At 65.4% G+C, this 17,713-nt stretch carries 17 protein-coding genes and 1 pseudogene; 8 read left to right on the forward strand and 10 right to left on the reverse strand.

Annotation, left to right across the window (positions count from 1 at the left end; translation table 11 throughout):
• Positions 1-8: 8 nt before the first annotated feature.
• The 8 genes from E8F12_RS09125 to E8F12_RS09160 all read right to left on the reverse strand — a co-directional run bounded on the left by E8F12_RS09125 (position 9) and on the right by E8F12_RS09160 (position 6,838).
• Positions 9-908, reverse strand: a complete 900-nt coding sequence (locus E8F12_RS09125; RefSeq protein WP_280324920.1) for a LysR family transcriptional regulator — start codon at positions 906-908, stop codon at positions 9-11.
• A gap of 121 nt (positions 909-1,029) precedes the next feature.
• Positions 1,030-1,356, reverse strand: a complete 327-nt coding sequence (locus E8F12_RS09130) for a Rieske 2Fe-2S domain-containing protein (protein ID WP_280324921.1) — start codon at positions 1,354-1,356, stop codon at positions 1,030-1,032.
• Positions 1,353-1,664 (reverse strand): YciI family protein, encoded by a 312-nt coding sequence (locus E8F12_RS09135; protein WP_280324922.1) that lies wholly within the window; start codon positions 1,662-1,664, stop codon positions 1,353-1,355. The genes E8F12_RS09130 and E8F12_RS09135 overlap by 4 nt, the downstream gene beginning before the upstream one ends.
• Complete coding sequence (locus E8F12_RS09140; protein WP_280324923.1) at positions 1,661-2,536, reverse strand: intradiol ring-cleavage dioxygenase; 876 nt, start codon at positions 2,534-2,536, stop codon at positions 1,661-1,663. The genes E8F12_RS09135 and E8F12_RS09140 overlap by 4 nt, the downstream gene beginning before the upstream one ends.
• 107 nt (positions 2,537-2,643) lie before the next feature.
• Positions 2,644-3,711 (reverse strand): maleylacetate reductase, encoded by a 1,068-nt coding sequence (locus E8F12_RS09145; protein ID WP_280324924.1) that lies wholly within the window; start codon positions 3,709-3,711, stop codon positions 2,644-2,646.
• 7 nt (positions 3,712-3,718) lie between these two features.
• Positions 3,719-5,182: an aldehyde dehydrogenase family protein gene (locus tag E8F12_RS09150; RefSeq protein WP_280324925.1), complete on the reverse strand. Its 1,464-nt coding sequence runs from the start codon at positions 5,180-5,182 to the stop codon at positions 3,719-3,721.
• Positions 5,183-5,285: 103 nt separating this feature from the next.
• Positions 5,286-6,305 carry a hydroxyquinol 1,2-dioxygenase gene (locus E8F12_RS09155; RefSeq protein ID WP_280324926.1) on the reverse strand — a complete coding sequence of 340 codons (1,020 nt, stop codon included), beginning with the start codon at positions 6,303-6,305 and terminating at the stop codon, positions 5,286-5,288.
• Between the two features lie 38 nt (positions 6,306-6,343).
• Positions 6,344-6,838 carry a hydroxyquinol 1,2-dioxygenase gene (locus tag E8F12_RS09160; RefSeq protein ID WP_280324927.1) on the reverse strand — a complete coding sequence of 165 codons (495 nt, stop codon included), beginning with the start codon at positions 6,836-6,838 and terminating at the stop codon, positions 6,344-6,346.
• Positions 6,839-7,267: 429 nt separating this feature from the next.
• On the opposite strand from E8F12_RS09160, the gene E8F12_RS09165 reads away from it, so the two are divergent.
• Positions 7,268-7,576 (forward strand): hypothetical protein, encoded by a 309-nt coding sequence (locus E8F12_RS09165; protein WP_280324928.1) that lies wholly within the window; start codon positions 7,268-7,270, stop codon positions 7,574-7,576.
• Positions 7,577-7,759: 183 nt separating this feature from the next.
• Here E8F12_RS09165 and E8F12_RS09170 read toward each other — a convergent pair whose 3' ends face one another.
• Positions 7,760-8,347 carry a DUF4157 domain-containing protein gene (locus E8F12_RS09170; RefSeq protein ID WP_280324929.1) on the reverse strand — a complete coding sequence of 196 codons (588 nt, stop codon included), beginning with the start codon at positions 8,345-8,347 and terminating at the stop codon, positions 7,760-7,762.
• Positions 8,348-8,493: 146 nt separating this feature from the next.
• Between E8F12_RS09170 and E8F12_RS09175 the strand changes: the two genes are divergently transcribed.
• From E8F12_RS09175 to E8F12_RS09185, 3 genes are all read left to right on the forward strand, one after another.
• Positions 8,494-9,921: a mechanosensitive ion channel family protein gene (locus E8F12_RS09175; protein WP_280324930.1), complete on the forward strand. Its 1,428-nt coding sequence runs from the start codon at positions 8,494-8,496 to the stop codon at positions 9,919-9,921.
• A 97-nt stretch (positions 9,922-10,018) separates the two neighbouring features.
• Entirely contained in the window at positions 10,019-10,651 is a 633-nt protein-coding gene (locus E8F12_RS09180) for a hypothetical protein (RefSeq protein ID WP_280324931.1), read from the forward strand.
• Between the two features lie 31 nt (positions 10,652-10,682).
• On the forward strand, positions 10,683-11,297 hold the full coding sequence (locus tag E8F12_RS09185; protein ID WP_280324932.1) for an HTH domain-containing protein: 615 nt from the start codon (positions 10,683-10,685) through the stop codon (positions 11,295-11,297).
• A gap of 38 nt (positions 11,298-11,335) precedes the next feature.
• On the opposite strand, the gene E8F12_RS09190 is transcribed toward E8F12_RS09185, so the two are convergent.
• Entirely contained in the window at positions 11,336-11,902 is a 567-nt protein-coding gene (locus E8F12_RS09190) for a GNAT family N-acetyltransferase (RefSeq protein ID WP_280324933.1), read from the reverse strand.
• A gap of 281 nt (positions 11,903-12,183) precedes the next feature.
• Between E8F12_RS09190 and E8F12_RS09195 the strand changes: the two genes are divergently transcribed.
• The 4 genes and pseudogenes from E8F12_RS09195 to E8F12_RS09210 all read left to right on the forward strand — a co-directional run bounded on the left by E8F12_RS09195 (position 12,184) and on the right by E8F12_RS09210 (position 17,679).
• Complete coding sequence (locus E8F12_RS09195; protein ID WP_280324934.1) at positions 12,184-13,761, forward strand: malate:quinone oxidoreductase; 1,578 nt, start codon at positions 12,184-12,186, stop codon at positions 13,759-13,761.
• Between the two features lie 438 nt (positions 13,762-14,199).
• Positions 14,200-15,819 (forward strand): annotated as a pseudogene (locus E8F12_RS09200) (phosphoethanolamine--lipid A transferase); the annotation flags it as partial.
• A 304-nt stretch (positions 15,820-16,123) separates the two neighbouring features.
• Positions 16,124-16,720, forward strand: coding sequence for a class I SAM-dependent methyltransferase (locus E8F12_RS09205; protein WP_280324935.1), 597 nt, complete (start codon positions 16,124-16,126; stop codon positions 16,718-16,720).
• A gap of 14 nt (positions 16,721-16,734) precedes the next feature.
• Positions 16,735-17,679 (forward strand): hypothetical protein, encoded by a 945-nt coding sequence (locus tag E8F12_RS09210; RefSeq protein ID WP_280324936.1) that lies wholly within the window; start codon positions 16,735-16,737, stop codon positions 17,677-17,679.
• The last annotated feature ends 34 nt before the right edge of the window (positions 17,680-17,713 follow it).

The following is a 17,713-nucleotide window of genomic DNA, read 5'->3' on the forward strand; positions in this document are numbered from 1 at the left end:
CCATTAGCCTAACCCGCTGCAGGCTGTTGAGCGAATCGATCCACCAGGAAATCGATGAAGGCGCGGACCTTGGCCGGCAGACGCCGCCCCGGCGGGCACACGGCGTATATCTGCGAGCTGGGCAGCGGGTAGTCCTGCAGGACCTCCACCAGCTGGCCGTTGGCCAGACTCTCCGCCAGCAGGAAGCGGGGCAGCGACACCAGCCCCAGGCCATCCACCGCAGCCTGCACCAGCACCTCGCCATTGTTCGCCATCAGCCGCGGACGTATCGCCACCGAGCGCCATTCGCGGCCCATGAGGAACTGCCACTGACTGCTGTTGGCGCGGTTCTTGTAGCCCAGACAGGTGTGTTCGCGCAGGTCGTCGGGCGCCTCGGGCCGGCCATGGGCGGCGAGGTAGCCGGGGCTGGCGCAGACGGCGTGGGGACAAGGCCCCAGTTCACGGGCGACCAGGGTCGAATCGCTCAAACGGCCGATGCGCAGGGTGATGTCATAGCCCTCGTTGACCAGGTCGACATAGCGGTCGTTGAGATCCAGTTCCACCTCCAGCCCGGGATATGCCCGCATGAACTCGTTGAGGGCCGGCGACAGGTACTTGAGGCCAAAGGACATGGGCGCCGCCAACCGTAGCCGCCCACGCAGCTCGCTCTGCAGGCTGCGGGTGGCCTCTTCGGCCTCGGCCAGGTCGCGGAGGATGCGCTGGGTGCGCTCGAAATAGTCCAGACCGGTTTCGGTCAGGCTGAGCCGCCGCGTGGTGCGATTGAACAGCCGGCACTCCAGGTGCCGCTCCAGGGCGCTCATGCGCCGGCTGACCACCGACTTGGCGATGTTCAGCCGCTGCGCCGCCGCCGAGAAGCCACCGGTCTCAACGACGACTACGAACACCCGCATGTCTTCGAACAGGTTCATGGCGTGCCGCCTGTGAATTGCGATGGGCCGTTATCACAGGTTTAGCGGGTTTGGGCATTGGCATTTGTTAATGCGTCCCCGATGCAGGGTGCATCTCCTGTAGGGCCGAATGAATTCGCCCCTACAGGAGATGCACCCTCCCCTCCACCACCCGTACCGCCACGGCATCCAGCCGGCTGCCCTCGCAGGGGCCTTCGATGCACTGGCCATCCTCGAAACGGAACAGCGCGCTGTGATGGGCGCACATCAGCACCTGGCTGCGGTAAGTGGAGAACTCGCCGGGGTGGTAGTCCAGGCCCACGGAGAAATGCGGGCAGCGATTGCGGTAGCCCCAGACCTCCCGGCCCCGGCGTACCAGCACCAGGGGCTGGGGGCGGCCGTCCAGCTCGGCGTCCAGGGCCAGGGCGCCGCCGTCGCTGATGGCATCCAGTGCGCAGAGGTCGTTCATCCGCGCAGCTCCGGGTTGCCCAGGCCCCAGTTCCAGGGGCGGATCTCGATGTGCTCGAACAGCCCGGCACGTACGTAGGGGTCGTCGCCGAGAAAGGCCTGCACCTCGCCCAGGCTCGAGGCCTCGACCACCAGCAGGGTGCCGTTCATGCGGCCATCGCCGCTGTCCAGGGTGGGCCCGCCGAGGCGCACCACCACCCGGTGCGGATAGGGATCGCGCAAGTGTTCGCGATGGGCCGGGCGCACCTGGTTGCGCAGCGCCAGCTGGTCCGGCTTGTCGGTGGCGAAGATCGCGAAGTACTGGCTCATCCCGGTTCGCGCTCCAGCACGAAGTCGTAGCTGGCCAGGCTGAAAGGCCCGGCGATGTCATAGCGCGCCGCCAGGGGATGGTCCTGCCGGCAGGGCTGGTAGACCACTTTGAGGGAGTCCTTGACCCCGAACACCACGTCCGATTCCAAGTAGGGGTCGTCATGGTTGAACAGGTGGGTGACCAGGCTGCGATACCCGTCGGCCTTGACCATGAAGTGCAGGTGCGCCGGTCTCCAGGGATGCCGGTCGCTGGCCTGCAGCAGGCGGCCCACCGGCCCATCGGTGGGGATTGGGTAGCTCACCGGAATGATGGTGCGAATGGCAAAACGCCCTTCTTCGTCGGTCCGGTAGCGGCCGCGCAGGTTGGTCAGCGGCTGGTCCGGGTCCTGCCCCGAGTACATGCCATTCTCGGCGGTCTGCCAGACATCCAGGATGGCGCCGGCGATGGGCTCGCCGGCAGCGTCCAGGACCCGGCCGAGCACCAGCGCGGGCTGGCCCGTCGTAGAGGCCATGTTCTCGCCATGGCCGCGCTTGGGCATACCGGCGATGTAGAAGGGCCCGAACACCGTGGTTTCGGTGGCGCTCTCGCTGGCACGGTGATTGATGGCGTCCACCAGCGTGGACAGGCCGATCACATCCGACAGCAGGATGAATTCCTGGCGCACGGCACCATCGCATTTCTGGCCGGTGTCGGTGAGGAAACGAATGCCTTCCAGCCACTCGTCCTCGCTCAGCTCCACCTCGCTGGCGAAGGCATGCAGGTGGCGCACCAGGCTCTGCACCACCTGGCGCAGGCGCGGATTGGGCGTGTTGCCGAAGGCCGCTACGGCCTCGGCGGAGATCTTGGCTTCATTGGCCGGGATATCGTTCATCGCTTATTCCCGTGGGTCTCGGTTCGGATCGACCGTAGGGTGCGCCGTGCGCACGGGAAATCCTGCACGGAGGCATCGGTGCGCACAGCGCACCCTACGAGAAGGCGTCATGCCGGTGGGAGGCCTTTCCAGGCGCGGACCAGCATGGTTTCGATGGCGCCCTGCTCGAAGGGGCGCGGGTTGTAGTAAGGGCTGGAGCAGGCGATCACCGCCGTTTCCGCCGGGCCTTCCTCGGGCAGGCCGAGTTCGGCCAGGGACGCCGGGATACCCAGTTTCCGGTTGAGGGCGAAGATCAGCGGCCCCACCTCCTCCGCATCCCGTCCACCCAGGGCGCGGGCGGCGCGGCGCAACGGTTCGGCAGCGGCCTCGCGGTTGTAGTGGGCGGCATGGGGCAGCACCACGGCGTGGGCCTGGGCGTGGGGCAGGTTGAAGGTGCCGCCGAGGGTGTGGCAGAGCTTGTGGTGGATGGCCATCCCCACCGAGCCCAGGCAGATGCCGGCGAGCCAGGCGCCATAGAGGGCACGGCTACGGGCCTGGGCGTCCTCCGGGTTGGCCACCACGCTGGGCAGGGCTTCGGCCAGGGCGCGGATGGATTCCTCCGCCATCAGGCCGATGATCGGGTTGGCGTCCTGGGCATAGAGCGCCTCCACGGCGTGGGCCATGGCGTTCATGCCCGAGCAGGCGGAGATGGCTGCCGGCAACGTCAGGGTCAGTTGCGGGTCGTAGACCACGGTCTTCGGCAATACGCGGAAGTCGCGGCCGGTCTTCTTCAGGCGGTTCTCGGTCACGCCGTAGATGGGCGTCATCTCGGAACCGGCGTAGGTGGTCGGCACCGCCAGGATCGGCAACCCGGACTCCAGGGCGATGGCCTTGCCCAGGCCGATGGTGGAGCCGCCGCCAATGGCCACGCAGCAATCGGCATCCAGCCGTGCGGCCTCGGCGCGGGCGGCGCGGGCCACCTCCACCGGCACATGCATCACCGCCTGCGGGTAGACCCCGGCAGAGCGCTCGCCGAGGATGACCGCCACCCGCTCGCCCAGGTGGCGCTGCTCGGGGGTGGTGAGGATCAGCGCACGCCGCGCACCGAGCTTGTCCAGCTCTTCGGCCAAGGATTCCAGCTTGCCCCAGCCGAACACCACGCGGGAGGCCAGGCCCTGATAGATGAAGGGATTCATGGTTACCTCAGCGCTTGAAGTGGGGCGGGATCTTGGCGTCCACGTTGACCCACACGGAGCGGGCCTCGGTGTAGTCGTGGATGGCCTCGAAGCCCATCTCGCGGCCATAGCCCGACTGGCCGACACCGCCGAAGGGGCTGCCGGGGCTGACGCGCTTGTAGCAGTTGATCCAGCACATGCCGGCATGGATGTTCGCCGCCATGCGGTGGGCGCGCTGCAGGTCGCGGGTCCAGAGGCCGCTGCCCAGGCCGTACTGGGTGCCGTTGGCGATCGCCAGGGCTTCCTCGTCGCTGGAGAAGCGCAGCACCGTGACGAAGGGGCCGAACACCTCTTCCTGGGCCACGCGGTGATGCGGCTGGGCTTCGACCACCGTCGGCTCGATGTAGTAACCGTCAGCCAGGGCTGGGTCCGCGGGCACCTTGCCGCCACTGAGGACGCGGCCGCCCTGCTCGCGGGCGATCTCGACGTAGGACAGCACGCGGTCGCGGTGCTGGGCGGAAGTCAGCGGGCCCATTTCGGTGTCCGGGTCCAGCGGGCTGCCCAGGCGGATGGAACGGGCCAGGCCGATGAAGCGTTCGAGGAACTCGTCGGCGATGCGTTCGTGGAGGATCAACCGCGAGCCGGCGATGCAGGCCTGGCCCTGGTTGTGGAATATGGCCCAGGCGGCGCCGTTGACGGCCGCGTCCAGGTTGGCATCCTCGAAGACGATATTGGCGCCCTTCCCGCCCAGCTCCAGCTGCACGCGCTTGAGGTTGCCCTGGGAGGCCTCGACGATGCGCCGGCCCGTAGCGGTGGAACCGGTGAAAGCGATCTTGCCCACGTCCTCATGCTCGGCCAGGCGCTGCCCGGCGCTGTGGCCATAGCCCGGCACCACATTGACCACGCCATCGGGGAAGCCCACTTCCTTCATCAGCTCGGCGATGCGCAGGGTGGACAGCGGGGTGATCTCCGACGGTTTGATCACCACCGTGTTGCCGGCGGCCAGGGCCGGGCCCATCTTCCAGCTGGTGAACATCAGCGGGAAGTTCCACGGCACAATCTGCCCGACCACGCCTATGGGCTTGCGTTGCACATAGTTGAGGAAGCCGGATTCCACCGGGATCACCGCGCCCTCGATCTTGTCGGCCATGCCGCCGAAATAGCGGAAGCAGGCGGCGGTGCGTGGCACGTCGAGGCTTCGCGAGTCGCGGATCGGATGGCCGGTATCCAGGGATTCCAGCTGCGCCAGCTCCTCGAGGTGCTCCTCGATCTTGTCTGCCAGCTTGAGCAGCAGGCGCCCGCGTTCAGCGCCGGACAGCGCGGCCCAGGCCGGGAAGGCACGCTTGGCGGCAGCCACCGCCAGGTCCACGTCCTCGGCTTCGGCGGCGGCGATCCGGGTGATCAGCGAGCCATCGTGGGGCGACAGGACGTCGATGGTCCCGCCCTTCAGGGCCGGAACGAAGCGGCCGTCGATGAAGAGTTGGTTCTGCATTGAAAAGCTCTCCGGGCGCCGCAGCGAACCGCGACGTCTGTGTGAGATGGATTAGTCCCCTCTCCCCTCCGGGGAGAGGGCTAGGGAGAGGGGCGTGGCGACCTCAGAACTCGACCGGGTACGGCGGGAGCTCGCCGCTCTCGTAGCGCTGGGGCAGGTTCGGCGTGGCGTTCTCCCAGACCAGCAGCATGGAGCGCTTGGTGGAGTAACCCTGGTGGCGAATGTCCGCGGGCATGGCGCAGATATCGCCGGCACGCATGGTGATGCGCGCGCGGGGAGCGCCGTCGTCCTTGTCCGCCACATCCCAGATGATTTCGTCGGACAGCTGCAGGAACCACTCCACGCGGTCGTTGCCGTGGAACACCGGAAGGATGAATTCTTCGGTGGTCGGGCAGAACAGGCTGGCCTTGCACACCGAACTGACCGAGGGGTTCCAGGTCACATCGGAGCGCGACAGGTACTTGTAGAGGTTGAAGGCGTGCAACTCACCTTCGAAGCCTTCGGCGGAATGGATTTCCGGTTCGTCCTGGGGCACGTCGGCGAACTGGCGGTTCACCGGCAGGTCGTTGCGCAGCGGCGAGTCGTCCGGCAGGCCGGGCATGCGCCGGGTGGCGACGCGGAAACGCTCGATGGCCTCGATATTGTCGCCATTCTTGCGGCCGAAGGCGCTGCCGGTCTCCTCCGGCGCGGCGAAGGGGTCGAAGCCGGCGTTGGTCCAGTCGCGCAGGATGGCCTTGAAGGTGGCCATGATCTTCGGCGTCTCGAACTGCTCGGTGTAGTCGACCCCGGCGGCTTTCAGTACGCCGTTGAAGCTGCCGGCATAGAGGTCGACCTTGCCGTAGTGGTTGCGGGTGCCGATCACTTCGTCGAAGTTCACCCAGCCGTAGAAGAAGCCCCAGGCCACATCGCGCATGGTGGCGCGCAGGAAGGCGTCGGCGGGAATCAGGTGCGAACGCTCCTGGCCCTTGGCCGGCCACTGGATACGCACAAAGTATTCGTCGCGGGAAAGGGTGAAGGCGCCCAGCTTGAAGGTGCGGTAGCCGGTAACGGTATCGGGCAGGCTGGCTTCGACTTCATCGGCGGCGAAGCTGGCGGAGGTATCGAGGGTTTCGAGCATGGCCATGGTGGATGTCCTTTTGTTCTGGTTGTCGGTCGGGGCTGTCACTTCAGGCAGATGTCTGCCCACTTCTCCACCGACAGCGGTCCCTTGATGGTCTGCAGCAGCAGGACGCCGGGGCGTGCGCTCTCGAAGCGGTAGGCGCAGCCGACCGGCAGCAGCGCCTGGTGGCCGCGCTTGAGCAACACGTAGCCCATGGGCCGGCCCTTGGGCTGCTCGCCGGCCAGTTGGGTGCCCTCGCCTTCGGTCAGGGGCTGGTCGAGCTTGAGGAAGTCCACCCGCACTTCGCCGTCCACCGAGATGACGAACTCGTCATGGGCACAGCTGTACCAAGGCGACTGGCCTTCGGCGCGCAGGGTCTCGATGACGTAGCCGAGGTTCAGACCGACCACCACCTTTTCATAGGGGGCGGACTTTGCGGCGACCTCGAAGATGTTGGAGAAGGCGTAGTGGCGGGCTTCGCCCTGGATGATCTCGATCGACCCCTTGCGATGGTCGTCGAGCGAGCCGAAGACAGTACGGAATGCGGCATTGCTCATCTCATTCACCGTTTGTTGTTGTAGTGGGTGAAGGGAAAGTTACGAGCAGGGCCTCCGGCCAACAATTCCAGGTCGGGCGACAACAGTGTTTGCGAAACGCGAACAGTGAAGAAACGGCTCTATTACGCGGATTTCAGCGAATCGCCAGACCTCGCTTCAGGGGAAATTTCCGCCCTGCAGCAAGCGATAGACTGAGCTTATCGTCCAGATAAATCGAATAAATCGATTATGACAATTCAAAGGAAAAGTCTTTCCATTTTGCGTAAAAGTGCTCTTAATTGCTTTCTAACTTATTGTTTTTAAAAGAACATACCCAAGTATCACTGACGTCGATAGCAATCATCACGCAGCATCACTTCTTGATCGAAATTACATCAGTAACATGGGCCCCGTAGACGAATTCCAACCCCCTTCACCGAGGTGCCCAAAATGAAAAAGCAAATCCTTGCCAGCCTGTTCATCGCCAGCCTGTCCGCTTCTGCCTTTGCCCTGTCCGTCGCGGAGGGTGGCTCCGATCACACCAGCATCCACCGCGTAGCCGAAGGCGGTGCCGATCGCACTGGCGCCGACCGTATCGCTGAAAGCGGTGCCGAACGTTCCGAGTCCCTGCGTGTAGCTGAAGGTGGTTCCGACCGCACCAAGGGCTTCGATGTCGCTGAAGGTGGCTCCGACCGCACCAAGGGCTTCGATGTCGCTGAAGGTGGTGCCGACCGCACTGGCGCCAACCGCATCAGCTGATCCCGAGGCAACCAGAGGCAGGCAATCACGATGTATGCATCCCCTCGACAGGCAGAAGGCGCCACTTGTGGCGCCTTCTTTCTTTTTGGGAAATGCAAAAGGAGCCGTTCTTCCTGTGGGGGCGATTTCAATCGCTGAGCAGACCGCAGGGCTGCCCTCCCGACCATCCGACGAGCTTCGCCATCACGTCCCCTTCTCCCGCAACTCCTTCGCCACCCTGAACTGCATCTCGTAGGCCGGTCCTTCCACGCTATCCGGATCGCGGGTGTAGCGCGCCGCAAACTCCTCCACGCCCCACTCCCGGTACTGCTGCACATGCCGGAGCTCATGGGCCCAGAGCGCCAGATCCTCCGTGGCGCCCTCGGGGAAGCGGAAGACGATGATGTCGATCAGGGTCACGGCCTTGATATCCGGGTTCTGCAGCATGGCGCTGGCGGCACTGAGCTCGCTGCTGTCGCCGATCCGGTAACGCACCGCGTCCAGCAGCGCGGCATCGTAATAAGGCAGCAACTGGCGCCTGACCTCGGGCGGAATCGCCTCGGTTCCCGCAGCGGCCGCGGCCGCGCGGGATTGCACCAGCCACTGCTGCAGGGCGTCGGCCGCCACCTGGCTGACCTCGCCGGGCAACGGCCCTATCACCTCCTTGGCATCGGGCAGGCAGATGCAGGCGGTCACGCAGACCTCGTACTGCCCCGGCGGACAGGCCAGAACTGCGGCATGAAGACTGAAGGCGCCGAGCGCCAGCGCGATTCTTGGAGCGAACTTGGCCATCTGACCCTCTCCGGCACGTTCGAGGTGCGCCAACTGCTCTGACTCCGTTTCCGGGGAAATGACGCAACCCTTCGGCCAACCGGACCATACCGCCTGGGTGCGGCGCTCTGCTAACGTGATGCAGGCCATCTCGCGGAAGGGAATTCATGCTCGTATTCATCCAGAACCACCCCTTGGTGTTCGGCGTCGTCCTGTTGCTGCTCGATCTGCTCGCCTGGCGCTTAATTCCCGCCGAATACCGGACCTGGCGGGTGTGCGGCCGCCTGGGCCTGTTCCTTCTCTACAGCGCGGTGATCATCGACGCCGGGATGAGCCCGCTGCAGCCCCCACCCTGGCCGGACAGCACCCTCAACCTGGTGGCCACCGTGCTGGAAATCGTCTGGTGGCTGTTCTGCGCGCGCACCCTTACGGTGGTGCTCGGCCTGCTGATGCCGCGCATCGGCCATGCCGGCCGGCTGCTGCAGGACCTGCTGGGTGCGGTGATCTTCCTGGTGGCGGTGGTCGCTGCGGCGGCCTATGTGATGCAGCTGCCGGTGAAGGGCCTGCTGGCCACCTCCGGGATCATGGCCATCGTCATCGGCCTGGCGCTGCAGAGCACCCTCAGCGACGTGTTTTCCGGCATCGTCCTGAACACCACCAAGCCCTACCAACTGGATGACTGGATCTCCATCGACGGCACCGAAGGCAAGGTGGTGGAGATCGACTGGCGCGCCACCCACCTGCTCACCAGCCAGGGCAGCACGGTGGTGATCCCCAACTCGGTGGCGGCCAAGACCAAGGTGCACAACTTCAGCCGTCCCTACGACGTGACGGGCGTGTCCATCAGCCTCAAGGTCGCCACCCAGGTACGCCCGCGCCGGGTGCTGGATGCCCTGGAGAAGACGGTGCAAGGCATCAGCGCCCTGCTCCCCTCGCCGAAACCCAAGGTGGCGATCAAGGGCTCGGACCTGGAATCCATGGAATACGAGGCCAGCGGCTTCATCCGCACCGGCGAGAACAAGACCGAGATCCGCAACCTGATGTACGACCTGGCGCATCGCCACCTGGAAGCCGCCGGCATCGCCTTCAGCAGCGACGCCGCGCCCCAACCCTGGTCGCGCCCGCGCTTGCTGCTGGAGGAGGTGAAAGTCTTCCGCGCACTCAGCCACGAGGAGAAGGACAACCTCAGCCAGCTGATGTCGCCCCTGGCCTTTTCCGCCGGGCAGGTGGTGCTCGGCTTCGGTGAGGTGTCAGACGGCCTGCTGGTAATCGGCACCGGCGTGGTCTCGGCGGCGGTGCCGGACGGCGCCGGCATGCTCGAGGCCGGCCGCATGGGGCCGGGGGAGATCCTCGGCGAAGATGGCATCGCCAACGATGCGCCGTCCCAGGCGCAGTTCACCGCCCTCACCTCCTGCGTGCTCTACCGCATCGAGAAAGAGGCCATCCGAACCTGCCTGGACGAGCGCGTGGAAGTCCGCGCCGCCCTCACCCGGCTGCGCAGCTTCCGCGAACAGGCCAGCCGTTCGCTGCTGCTGCAGAAACCTCAGACGATCAAGAAAGGCGGCTTCCTCAGCTGGCTGCACAAGAAGCAGTAGCGCGGCCGTTCGGCGGATTTCCCGACAAAACCAATAATGGCATTTTTTTATGCTTTAATTGATTTTGTAGGACTTTCCGCACAGCGAGGATTCCGCCATGAAACGCCGGACACTGGCTTTACTGCTGCTAGTCACGCTCGCCCAACCCCTCTGGACCCAGGCCGCCCAGGAGCCGACCAAGGCCACCGCCGACAGCGCCGCACTGACCACCCGCCTGGCGCTGCGCGACCTCTGGGTGGAGCACATCTTCTGGGTCAGGAACTACGCCGTCGCCAACCAGGATGGGCAGAAAAAACAGGCTGAAGCCGCCGCCACCAGCGTGGTGAGCAACGCCAAGGCCATCGCCAACAGCATTGCTCCGCTCTACGGCCAGCCGGCGGCGGACCAGCTGCTGGAATTGCTGGCCGGTCACTGGAGCGCCGTGAAGCACTACAGCGATGCCAGCGTGGCCAAGGATGTCGATGGCAAGAAAGCAGCAGTCAGCGACCTGACCCGCAATGCCAAGGGCATCGCCAAGTTCCTTTCCAGTGCCAACCCCAACCTGCCGGAAGACGCCCTGATCAACATACTCAGTGCCCATGGCGGGCACCACGTGGCGCAGGTCGACCAATTGAGCGAAGGGGATTTCGCCGGAGAAGCGAATACCTGGGAGGCCATGCGCAAACATATGCTGGTGCTGGCCGACACCCTCACAGCGGCGCTGGTCAAGCAGTTCCCGGACAAGTTCTGAATACGGCCGCAGGGCCTTGCGAGGTAGTCGAATGCTTCAAGGAATGGGACGAACCCAGCAGGACCTGCTCGGCGCCCTGCTCTACCAGCCGGGCGGCATGAGCATCGATGAGCTGGCCGGCCACCTGGCGGTGACCCGTACGGCGATCCGCCAGCACCTGGCCGCGCTGGAGCGTGACGGGCTGATCCTGCGGGGCGAAACGCGGCCCACTGGCCGCCGCCCCGAGCAGCTCTACCTACTCAGCTCGCACGGCCGCGAGCTGTTTCCACGGCAGTATCAGTTGCTCGCCGACCTGCTGATCGACGAAGTCGCCGCCGTCATCGGCCGCGATGCCCTGCTGCGCCTGATGCGCACCCTGGGCCGCAAGCTGGCCACCGACATGGAAGCGCAGGTGGTGGACGAGGCACGTATCGTCCAGCACATGAACGAGGCCGGCTACGAGGCGGAAGTCTTCTTCCGCTCCTCCGGCGAGCCGGAGATCGTCGCGCACAATTGCGTCTTCCATCACCTGGCGGCGGCCCACCCGGAAGTCTGCGAACTCGACCTGGCGCTGATCGGCACCCTCGGCGGCGGCCAGGTCGAACACCTGGAATGCATGGTCCGCCACGGCCAGGTCTGCCGCTTCCGGGTCGATCGCAAGCCCTGACGCGCGGCTCGAAGGTCAGGAATCACGGCAAGGCTGTGTCAGCGGTCGGTCGACGGGCGCTGCTGCGCCAGCCACTCCTCCCGTGTCAGCTCCCAGACTTCCGTGTTGAGGCGGCCGGAGACGTAGTCGCGCTCGTCCGTCGCCACCAGGCGCATGCCGCTGCGCTCGGAGATCCGCCGGGATGCCAGGTTGGCTGCGGCCTTGGGCACCCGCATCAACGGCCGGCCGAGCACCTCGAACCAGTATCGGGTTACCGCCTCGGCGGCCTCGCTCGCCAGGCCCTGCCCCTGCCAGGCCGGGTCGAGCCAGAAACCGCGGTTGTTGCCCGGCTCCTCGCGCAGGTTGATCAGACCGATCAGGCGCCCGCGCTCACTGCGCGGGCGAATGCTCCAGTGCCATTCGCGCCCGGCCGCCATGGCCGGCAAGGCGACGTCGCGCAGGTAGCTCAGCGCGCCATCCTCGGGATAGGGCCAGGGCACCTGGCAGGACAGATAGCGCACCACCTCCCACTGAGGGAAGACGCGCTGGATCGCCTCGGCATCGGCCAGGCATAGCGGTTCCAGGAGAAGGCGCGGCGTGCTGAGGGCAGGCAAAGTGGTGACCATGGGGCGAGTCCATCGAACAGGTAACGCTCGAGCTTATCCGGCGAACAGGGGCTTGTCCGCCCTCCGCCGCTTTCCCTGAGCATCGAGATGCCGCTGCAGCAATGGCGGAAATCCGCCACCCTGGCCGCCTGAAGCGCACATCCTTGGCGGATTCTCGCCAGCCCCGCATGCATTGGTCGGCCCGAGAAGCGCCGACATGACTATTTCATGGACATTTCACCGATCCGGCACGCCCCTTGCCTACGCACCGCCCTTTTCGAAAAAAGCAAAGGGACGGTTCCATGAAAAAACTCCTCATAGGACTCCTCTGCCTCAGTGTGCTCGGCTGTGCCAAGCATGAAGAGCCGGAGAAGACGGTCGACGTGCTGCTGATCGGCGCCGGCATCATGAGCGCCAGCCTCGGCACCTACCTCAACGAACTGGAGCCGGACTGGACCATCGACATCTACGAACGCCTGGATCAGGTGGCCGCGGAGAGCTCCAACCCCTGGAACAACGCCGGTACCGGTCACTCGGCCTTCTGCGAGCTGAACTACACCCCGGAAACCGCCGATGGTGGCATCGACATCAGCAAGGCGGTGGCGATCAACGAATCCTTCGAGTTCTCCAAGCAGTTCTGGGCCTATCAGGTCGAGCGCAATGTGCTGAGCAACCCGAAGTCCTTCATCAATGGCGTGCCGCACATGAGCTTCGTCTGGGGCGACGACAACATCGCCTTCCTCAAGAAGCGCCACGCCGCCCTGCAGCACAGCTCGCTGTTCCGTGGCATGGAGTACTCCGAGGACCATGAGCAGATCAGCAAATGGGCGCCTCTGGCGATGGATGGCCGCCCGGCCGATCAGAAAGTGGCCGCCACCCGCATGGCCATCGGTACCGACGTCAACTTCGGCGAAATCACCCGCCAGTTGATCGGTTCGCTGACCCGAAGCGACAAGGTCAAGCTGCACCTCAAGCACGAAGTGCGCGACATCCAGCGCAATGACGACGGCACCTGGACCGTCACTGTCGCCGACCTTGGCAACGGCGAAGCGGAAACCAGCGTCAAGGCCAAGTTCGTCTTCATCGGCGCCGGAGGTGGCGCCCTCAAGCTGCTGCAGAAGTCCGGCATCCCGGAAGCCGAGGGCTACGCCGGCTTCCCGGTGGGCGGCCAGTTCCTCGTCACCCGCAACCCGGAAGTGGTGGCCCAGCACCAGGCCAAGCTGTACGGCAAGGCGTCCGTGGGCTCGCCGCCCATGTCCGTGCCGCACCTGGATACCCGCGTGATCGACGGCCAGAAGGTGCTGCTGTTCGGACCCTTCGCCACCTTCTCCACCAAGTTCCTGAAGAACGGCTCGCTGCTGGACATGTTCAGCGCCCTGACCACCGACAACATCGGCCCGATGACCCATGCCGGCCTCGACAACCTGCCGCTGAGCACCTACCTCATGGGCCAGTTGATGCTGAGCCAGGCCGACCGCATGCACGAGCTCCGCGAGTACTTCCCGCAGGCGAAGGACGCTGACTGGGAGCTGCTCAATGCCGGCCAGCGCGTGCAGGTGATCAAGAAGGACGCCGAGAAAGGCGGCATCCTGCAGTTCGGCACCGAAGTCGTCAGCTCCGCCGATGGCAGCATCGCCGCGCTGCTGGGCGCTTCGCCAGGCGCCTCCACCGCCGCGCCGATCATGCTCACGGTGCTGGAAAAGACCTTCAAGGACGAGGTCCAGTCCCCGGAGTGGCAGGCCAGGCTGAAGGAAATCATCCCCTCCTACGGCCGCAAGCTGAACAACGACCTGGAGCTGACCAACCAGGTCCGCGCCTGGAGCAGCGAGCGCCTGCAACTGGACCATGTGCCGGTACTGCCGGAAGTGGCCGCGCAGTAAGACCTTGATGAACCTGCCGGGGCTTCCGTCTCCCCGCCCCCTGCAGGAGCGAATTCCTTTGAACTTGGGAAACCACGTCCTCGGGGCGTGGTCATGAGTCACCGGCTCTGCCTGTGACGACTCAGGTTGTCTGGATAGAGCGACGGAGTCGACCCGGTAGGGTGCGCCGCGCGCACCAATGGTTGAGCGCGGCGCAGGGGTTGATCCCGCGCTCGGTGCGCATGGCGCACCCTACGGTGGGGCACGTGCAGGCAAGTCCACGTTCTACGAACGTGGATCTTTACTCGCGAAGCAGGCCGCAGGCCTGTCCGCAAAACATTCCGTTCACAAACCCAACATTTTCCCGAGGTTTTTTTCACAAAAGCTTGATACCGGCGTTCCTATTCTCGGCGCCCTATCCTTGAGAGATAGGTACTCCAATAGGGAGCCACCTGGTCCATGTTCAAACGCATCTCGGTTCGTCCTGAAAGCCTCACCCTCCTGACCAGCCTGCTGCTGCTCTCGCTGTACAACGTCCCGCTCTGGCAACACCTCTCGTCCATAGTCCCGGCGGATGCCGGCGGCCTGGGGATGCGCCTGGCCTTCGGCCTGATGGTGCTCGCCGTGTTCAACGTCGTCCTGGTGCTGGTGTCCTTCCGCTGGGTGTTCAAGCCGGTCCTGATTGTCCTGTTCCTGGCCAGTTCCTGCGTCGCCTACTTCATGAGCCAGTACGGCGTGCTCATCGACGCAAACATGCTGCGCAACGTCGCCGAAACCGACGTCAACGAAGTGCGCGACCTGCTCTCATTCAAACTGCTGCTGTTCGTCCTGCTGCTGGGCCTGCTGCCCAGCTGGCTGCTGTGGAAGCTGCCGGTGCGGCACCAGCCGCTGCGTCGCGCACTGCTCGGCAAGCTCGCGCTCGCCATCGGTTCGGTGGCCGTGCTCGGCGTGGTGGCCCTGGTCAACTACCAGGGCCTGGCGTCACTGTTCCGCAACCACCATGAGCTGCGCCTGCTGGTGGTACCCAGCAACTACCTGAACGCCTCCTACGGCTATGTGCGCGAGGAGCTGGCCCTGGCCAAGGCGCCGCTGCGCCAGATCGGCACCGACGCCCACAAGGCGCCAGCCTGGCAGGCCCACCAGCGCAAGTCGCTGACGGTGCTGGTGATAGGCGAAAGCGCGCGGGCGGAGAACTTCGGCATCCTCGGCTACGGCCGCGACACCACGCCGCTGCTGAGCGCCCAGCATGGCATCACCGCCTTCAGCAACGTGCGCTCCTGCGGCACCGAAACCGCCGTGTCGGTGCCCTGCATGTTCTCCAACATGGGCCGCAGCGACTACGACGCCACAGATGCGCGCGGCCAGGAGGGTCTGCTGGACGTGCTCAAGCACGCGGGCCTGGCAGTGACCTGGCACGACAACCAATCCGGCTGCAAAGGCACCTGTGACCGGGTCGCCCAGGAGAACCTCAGCCACCAGAACGATCCGGTCCTATGCAACGGCGGCGAGTGCCATGACGAGATCCTGCTCAACGGTCTACAGGCCTACATCGACCAGCTCAAGGACGACTCGGTGCTGGTCCTGCACCAGATGGGCAGCCACGGCCCGGACTACTTCAAGCGCTATCCCCAGCGCTTTGAGAAATTCACCCCGGTGTGTACCAGCAATGCCCTGAACGATTGCAGCCGCGAGAGCATCGTCAACGCCTACGACAACACCCTGGTCTATACCGACTACGTCCTCTCGAGCCTGATCGACCTGTTACGCAAGAACCAGGACAAGGTCGACACCGCCATGCTCTACATCGCCGACCACGGCGAATCCCTCGGCGAGTACAACCTCTTCCTCCACGGCACGCCCTACCTGCTGGCCCCCGACCAGCAGAAGCACGTCGCCATGCTCAGCTGGTTCTCCGACAACTACAAACAGGACTTCGCGCTCGACACCGGCTGCCTGGGCAAGGAGCGCGACATGCCGCTGAGCCAGGACAACTTCTTCCACTCGGTCCTGGGCCTGCTGCAGGTGCAGACCGGCGAATACAAGCCGGGGCTGGACATGTTCGCGCCCTGCCGCGCCGCGCCCCCCGCCGACGAGGTCGGCCGTCTGGCCGCGGCCTTCGACGAGACCCTGGGCCAGCTGCGCCATTCGCTGGCCCCGAGTCCGGCAGCTGCTTCTCGGTAACCCTCGGCGGCTGGCGTTGACATTTTTTTCACAGGCTTTTGACCTCGCCATTACAGCTCGCCCCCTAGATTGGCCACTCTTTCCGCCAGACATGGAGCTGCGGTACATGCCATCACCACGGCCGAAGCCTTTCGACCTGGACAGCGCACGCGCGACCTACCGAGAGCGCTCCGAGACGCAGCCGCACTCAGGCAGCGCAAACGTGGGCAGCAGGCTGGCGGCCTGGCGCGAGGAGCGCATGGCACTCCAGGCGCTGCGCATTGCCGGTGAGCCCAACCTGGTGCTCGACCTGTGCGGCAGCGGCCGCTTCTGGCCACTGCTGACCCGCCACGCCAATCGCCTGGTGCTCGCCGCCGATGATCCGGCCGGGCAGCTGGCGCAACCCCACGCCACGAAACCCGCGGAAATGGCCCAGCGTATCTGCGTATTGCCCATCTCCGCCGGCGCCATCGACCTGGGCGAGAACGCCGTGGATTCCATTTTCTGCATGGGTTTGCTGCAGCGGATAGAGACCGTGGACCGTCGCCTGTCGATGCTGCGCGAGTTCCATCGGGTCAGCCGCGACACCCTGATCCTGTCGCTCTGGGTGGACGGCAACTACCAGGCTTGGCGACGCAAGCGTTCGGAAAGGCGCCGGGCTCCGATCGATCCCGCCGGCCGGCAACGCAGCCGCTGCGTAGTGAGCCGTGAGCAGATCGAAGCAGAGTTCCGCAGCGTCGGCTTCCGTATCCTTTCCCACCTGGACCTTTTGCCTGGCATCGCCATGTTGCGGGTCTACGTACTGCGCAAGGTGCCCTGAGCGCCGGAGCTCCCATGACTGCTGAAACCACTGCCTTTCCACTTCGACAACCAGCCATCGGCAAGCGCCCACGCCCGCGATCGCATTGGCTCATCGCCTCACTCGACAGACTCGCCGCGCGCTGGCTGCTGGCGGCCTTCACGCTGCTCCTGCTGCTCGGCGCCGGCATCCCGGCCTGGCGCCACCTCTATCCGGCCACCGCCGCGCCGGGCTGGAGCTACCGGGTGCAGCTGGACGCCATCGAAAGGGTCAGCGCGCTGGTCCCGGATGGCCAGGGAGGCCTCTACATCAGCCAGGAAATCCAGGACGGCAAGGGCCGTATCCTGCGCGCCGCCCCGGGCGACCGACTTAGCCAGCTGGAAAGCGGGCTCTCCAAGCCCGACGGCATGGTGCGCTACCGCGGCGGCATCGCCTTCAGCCAGGAACAGGGCGAACACCCGGTTTACTGGATGAATGGCGAGGGCACCCGGCAGCTGTTCAGTGCCGACAGCGTCGAGGGCCTGGCCACCGACGGTCACTACCTCTATGCCGTCGAAGACCTCCACGGCAACGGTCGCCTGTTGCGTTACGACCCGGAGACCGACAGCGTCACCACCCTGCGCAGCGGCCTGGACCAAGCCGAGGCGGTGGCCTCCTGCCCGGATGGCCGGCTGTTCTACAGCGAGAAGGTGCGCGGTCAAGTGCGCCAGCTCACGCTCGGCGGCCAGGACCCGGTGGTGCTGGATGGCCTGCGCGAGCCGGGCTTCCTGATGTGCAACCGGGAGGGTCTGTGGATCACCGAAGACGCCACCCACCAGGCCCGCGTCCTGCTGCTGGACAGGCGCAACCAGCTGCACCCGGTGCTTGCCCACCTGCGCTCGCCGCAGACCATAGTCGAGACCGAACCCGGGCGTTACCTGGTGGCCGAGCAGGGCCGCAATCGGGTGCTCGAGCTGGAACGAGCATCTGCCGAGCCATGATTCGGGCCATTTCGCCCCCTTGGAAATATCACCA

Source organism: Pseudomonas sp. BN102, from assembly GCF_029871245.1.
In the GTDB taxonomy this organism is placed as follows: Bacteria; Pseudomonadota; Gammaproteobacteria; order Pseudomonadales; family Pseudomonadaceae; genus Metapseudomonas.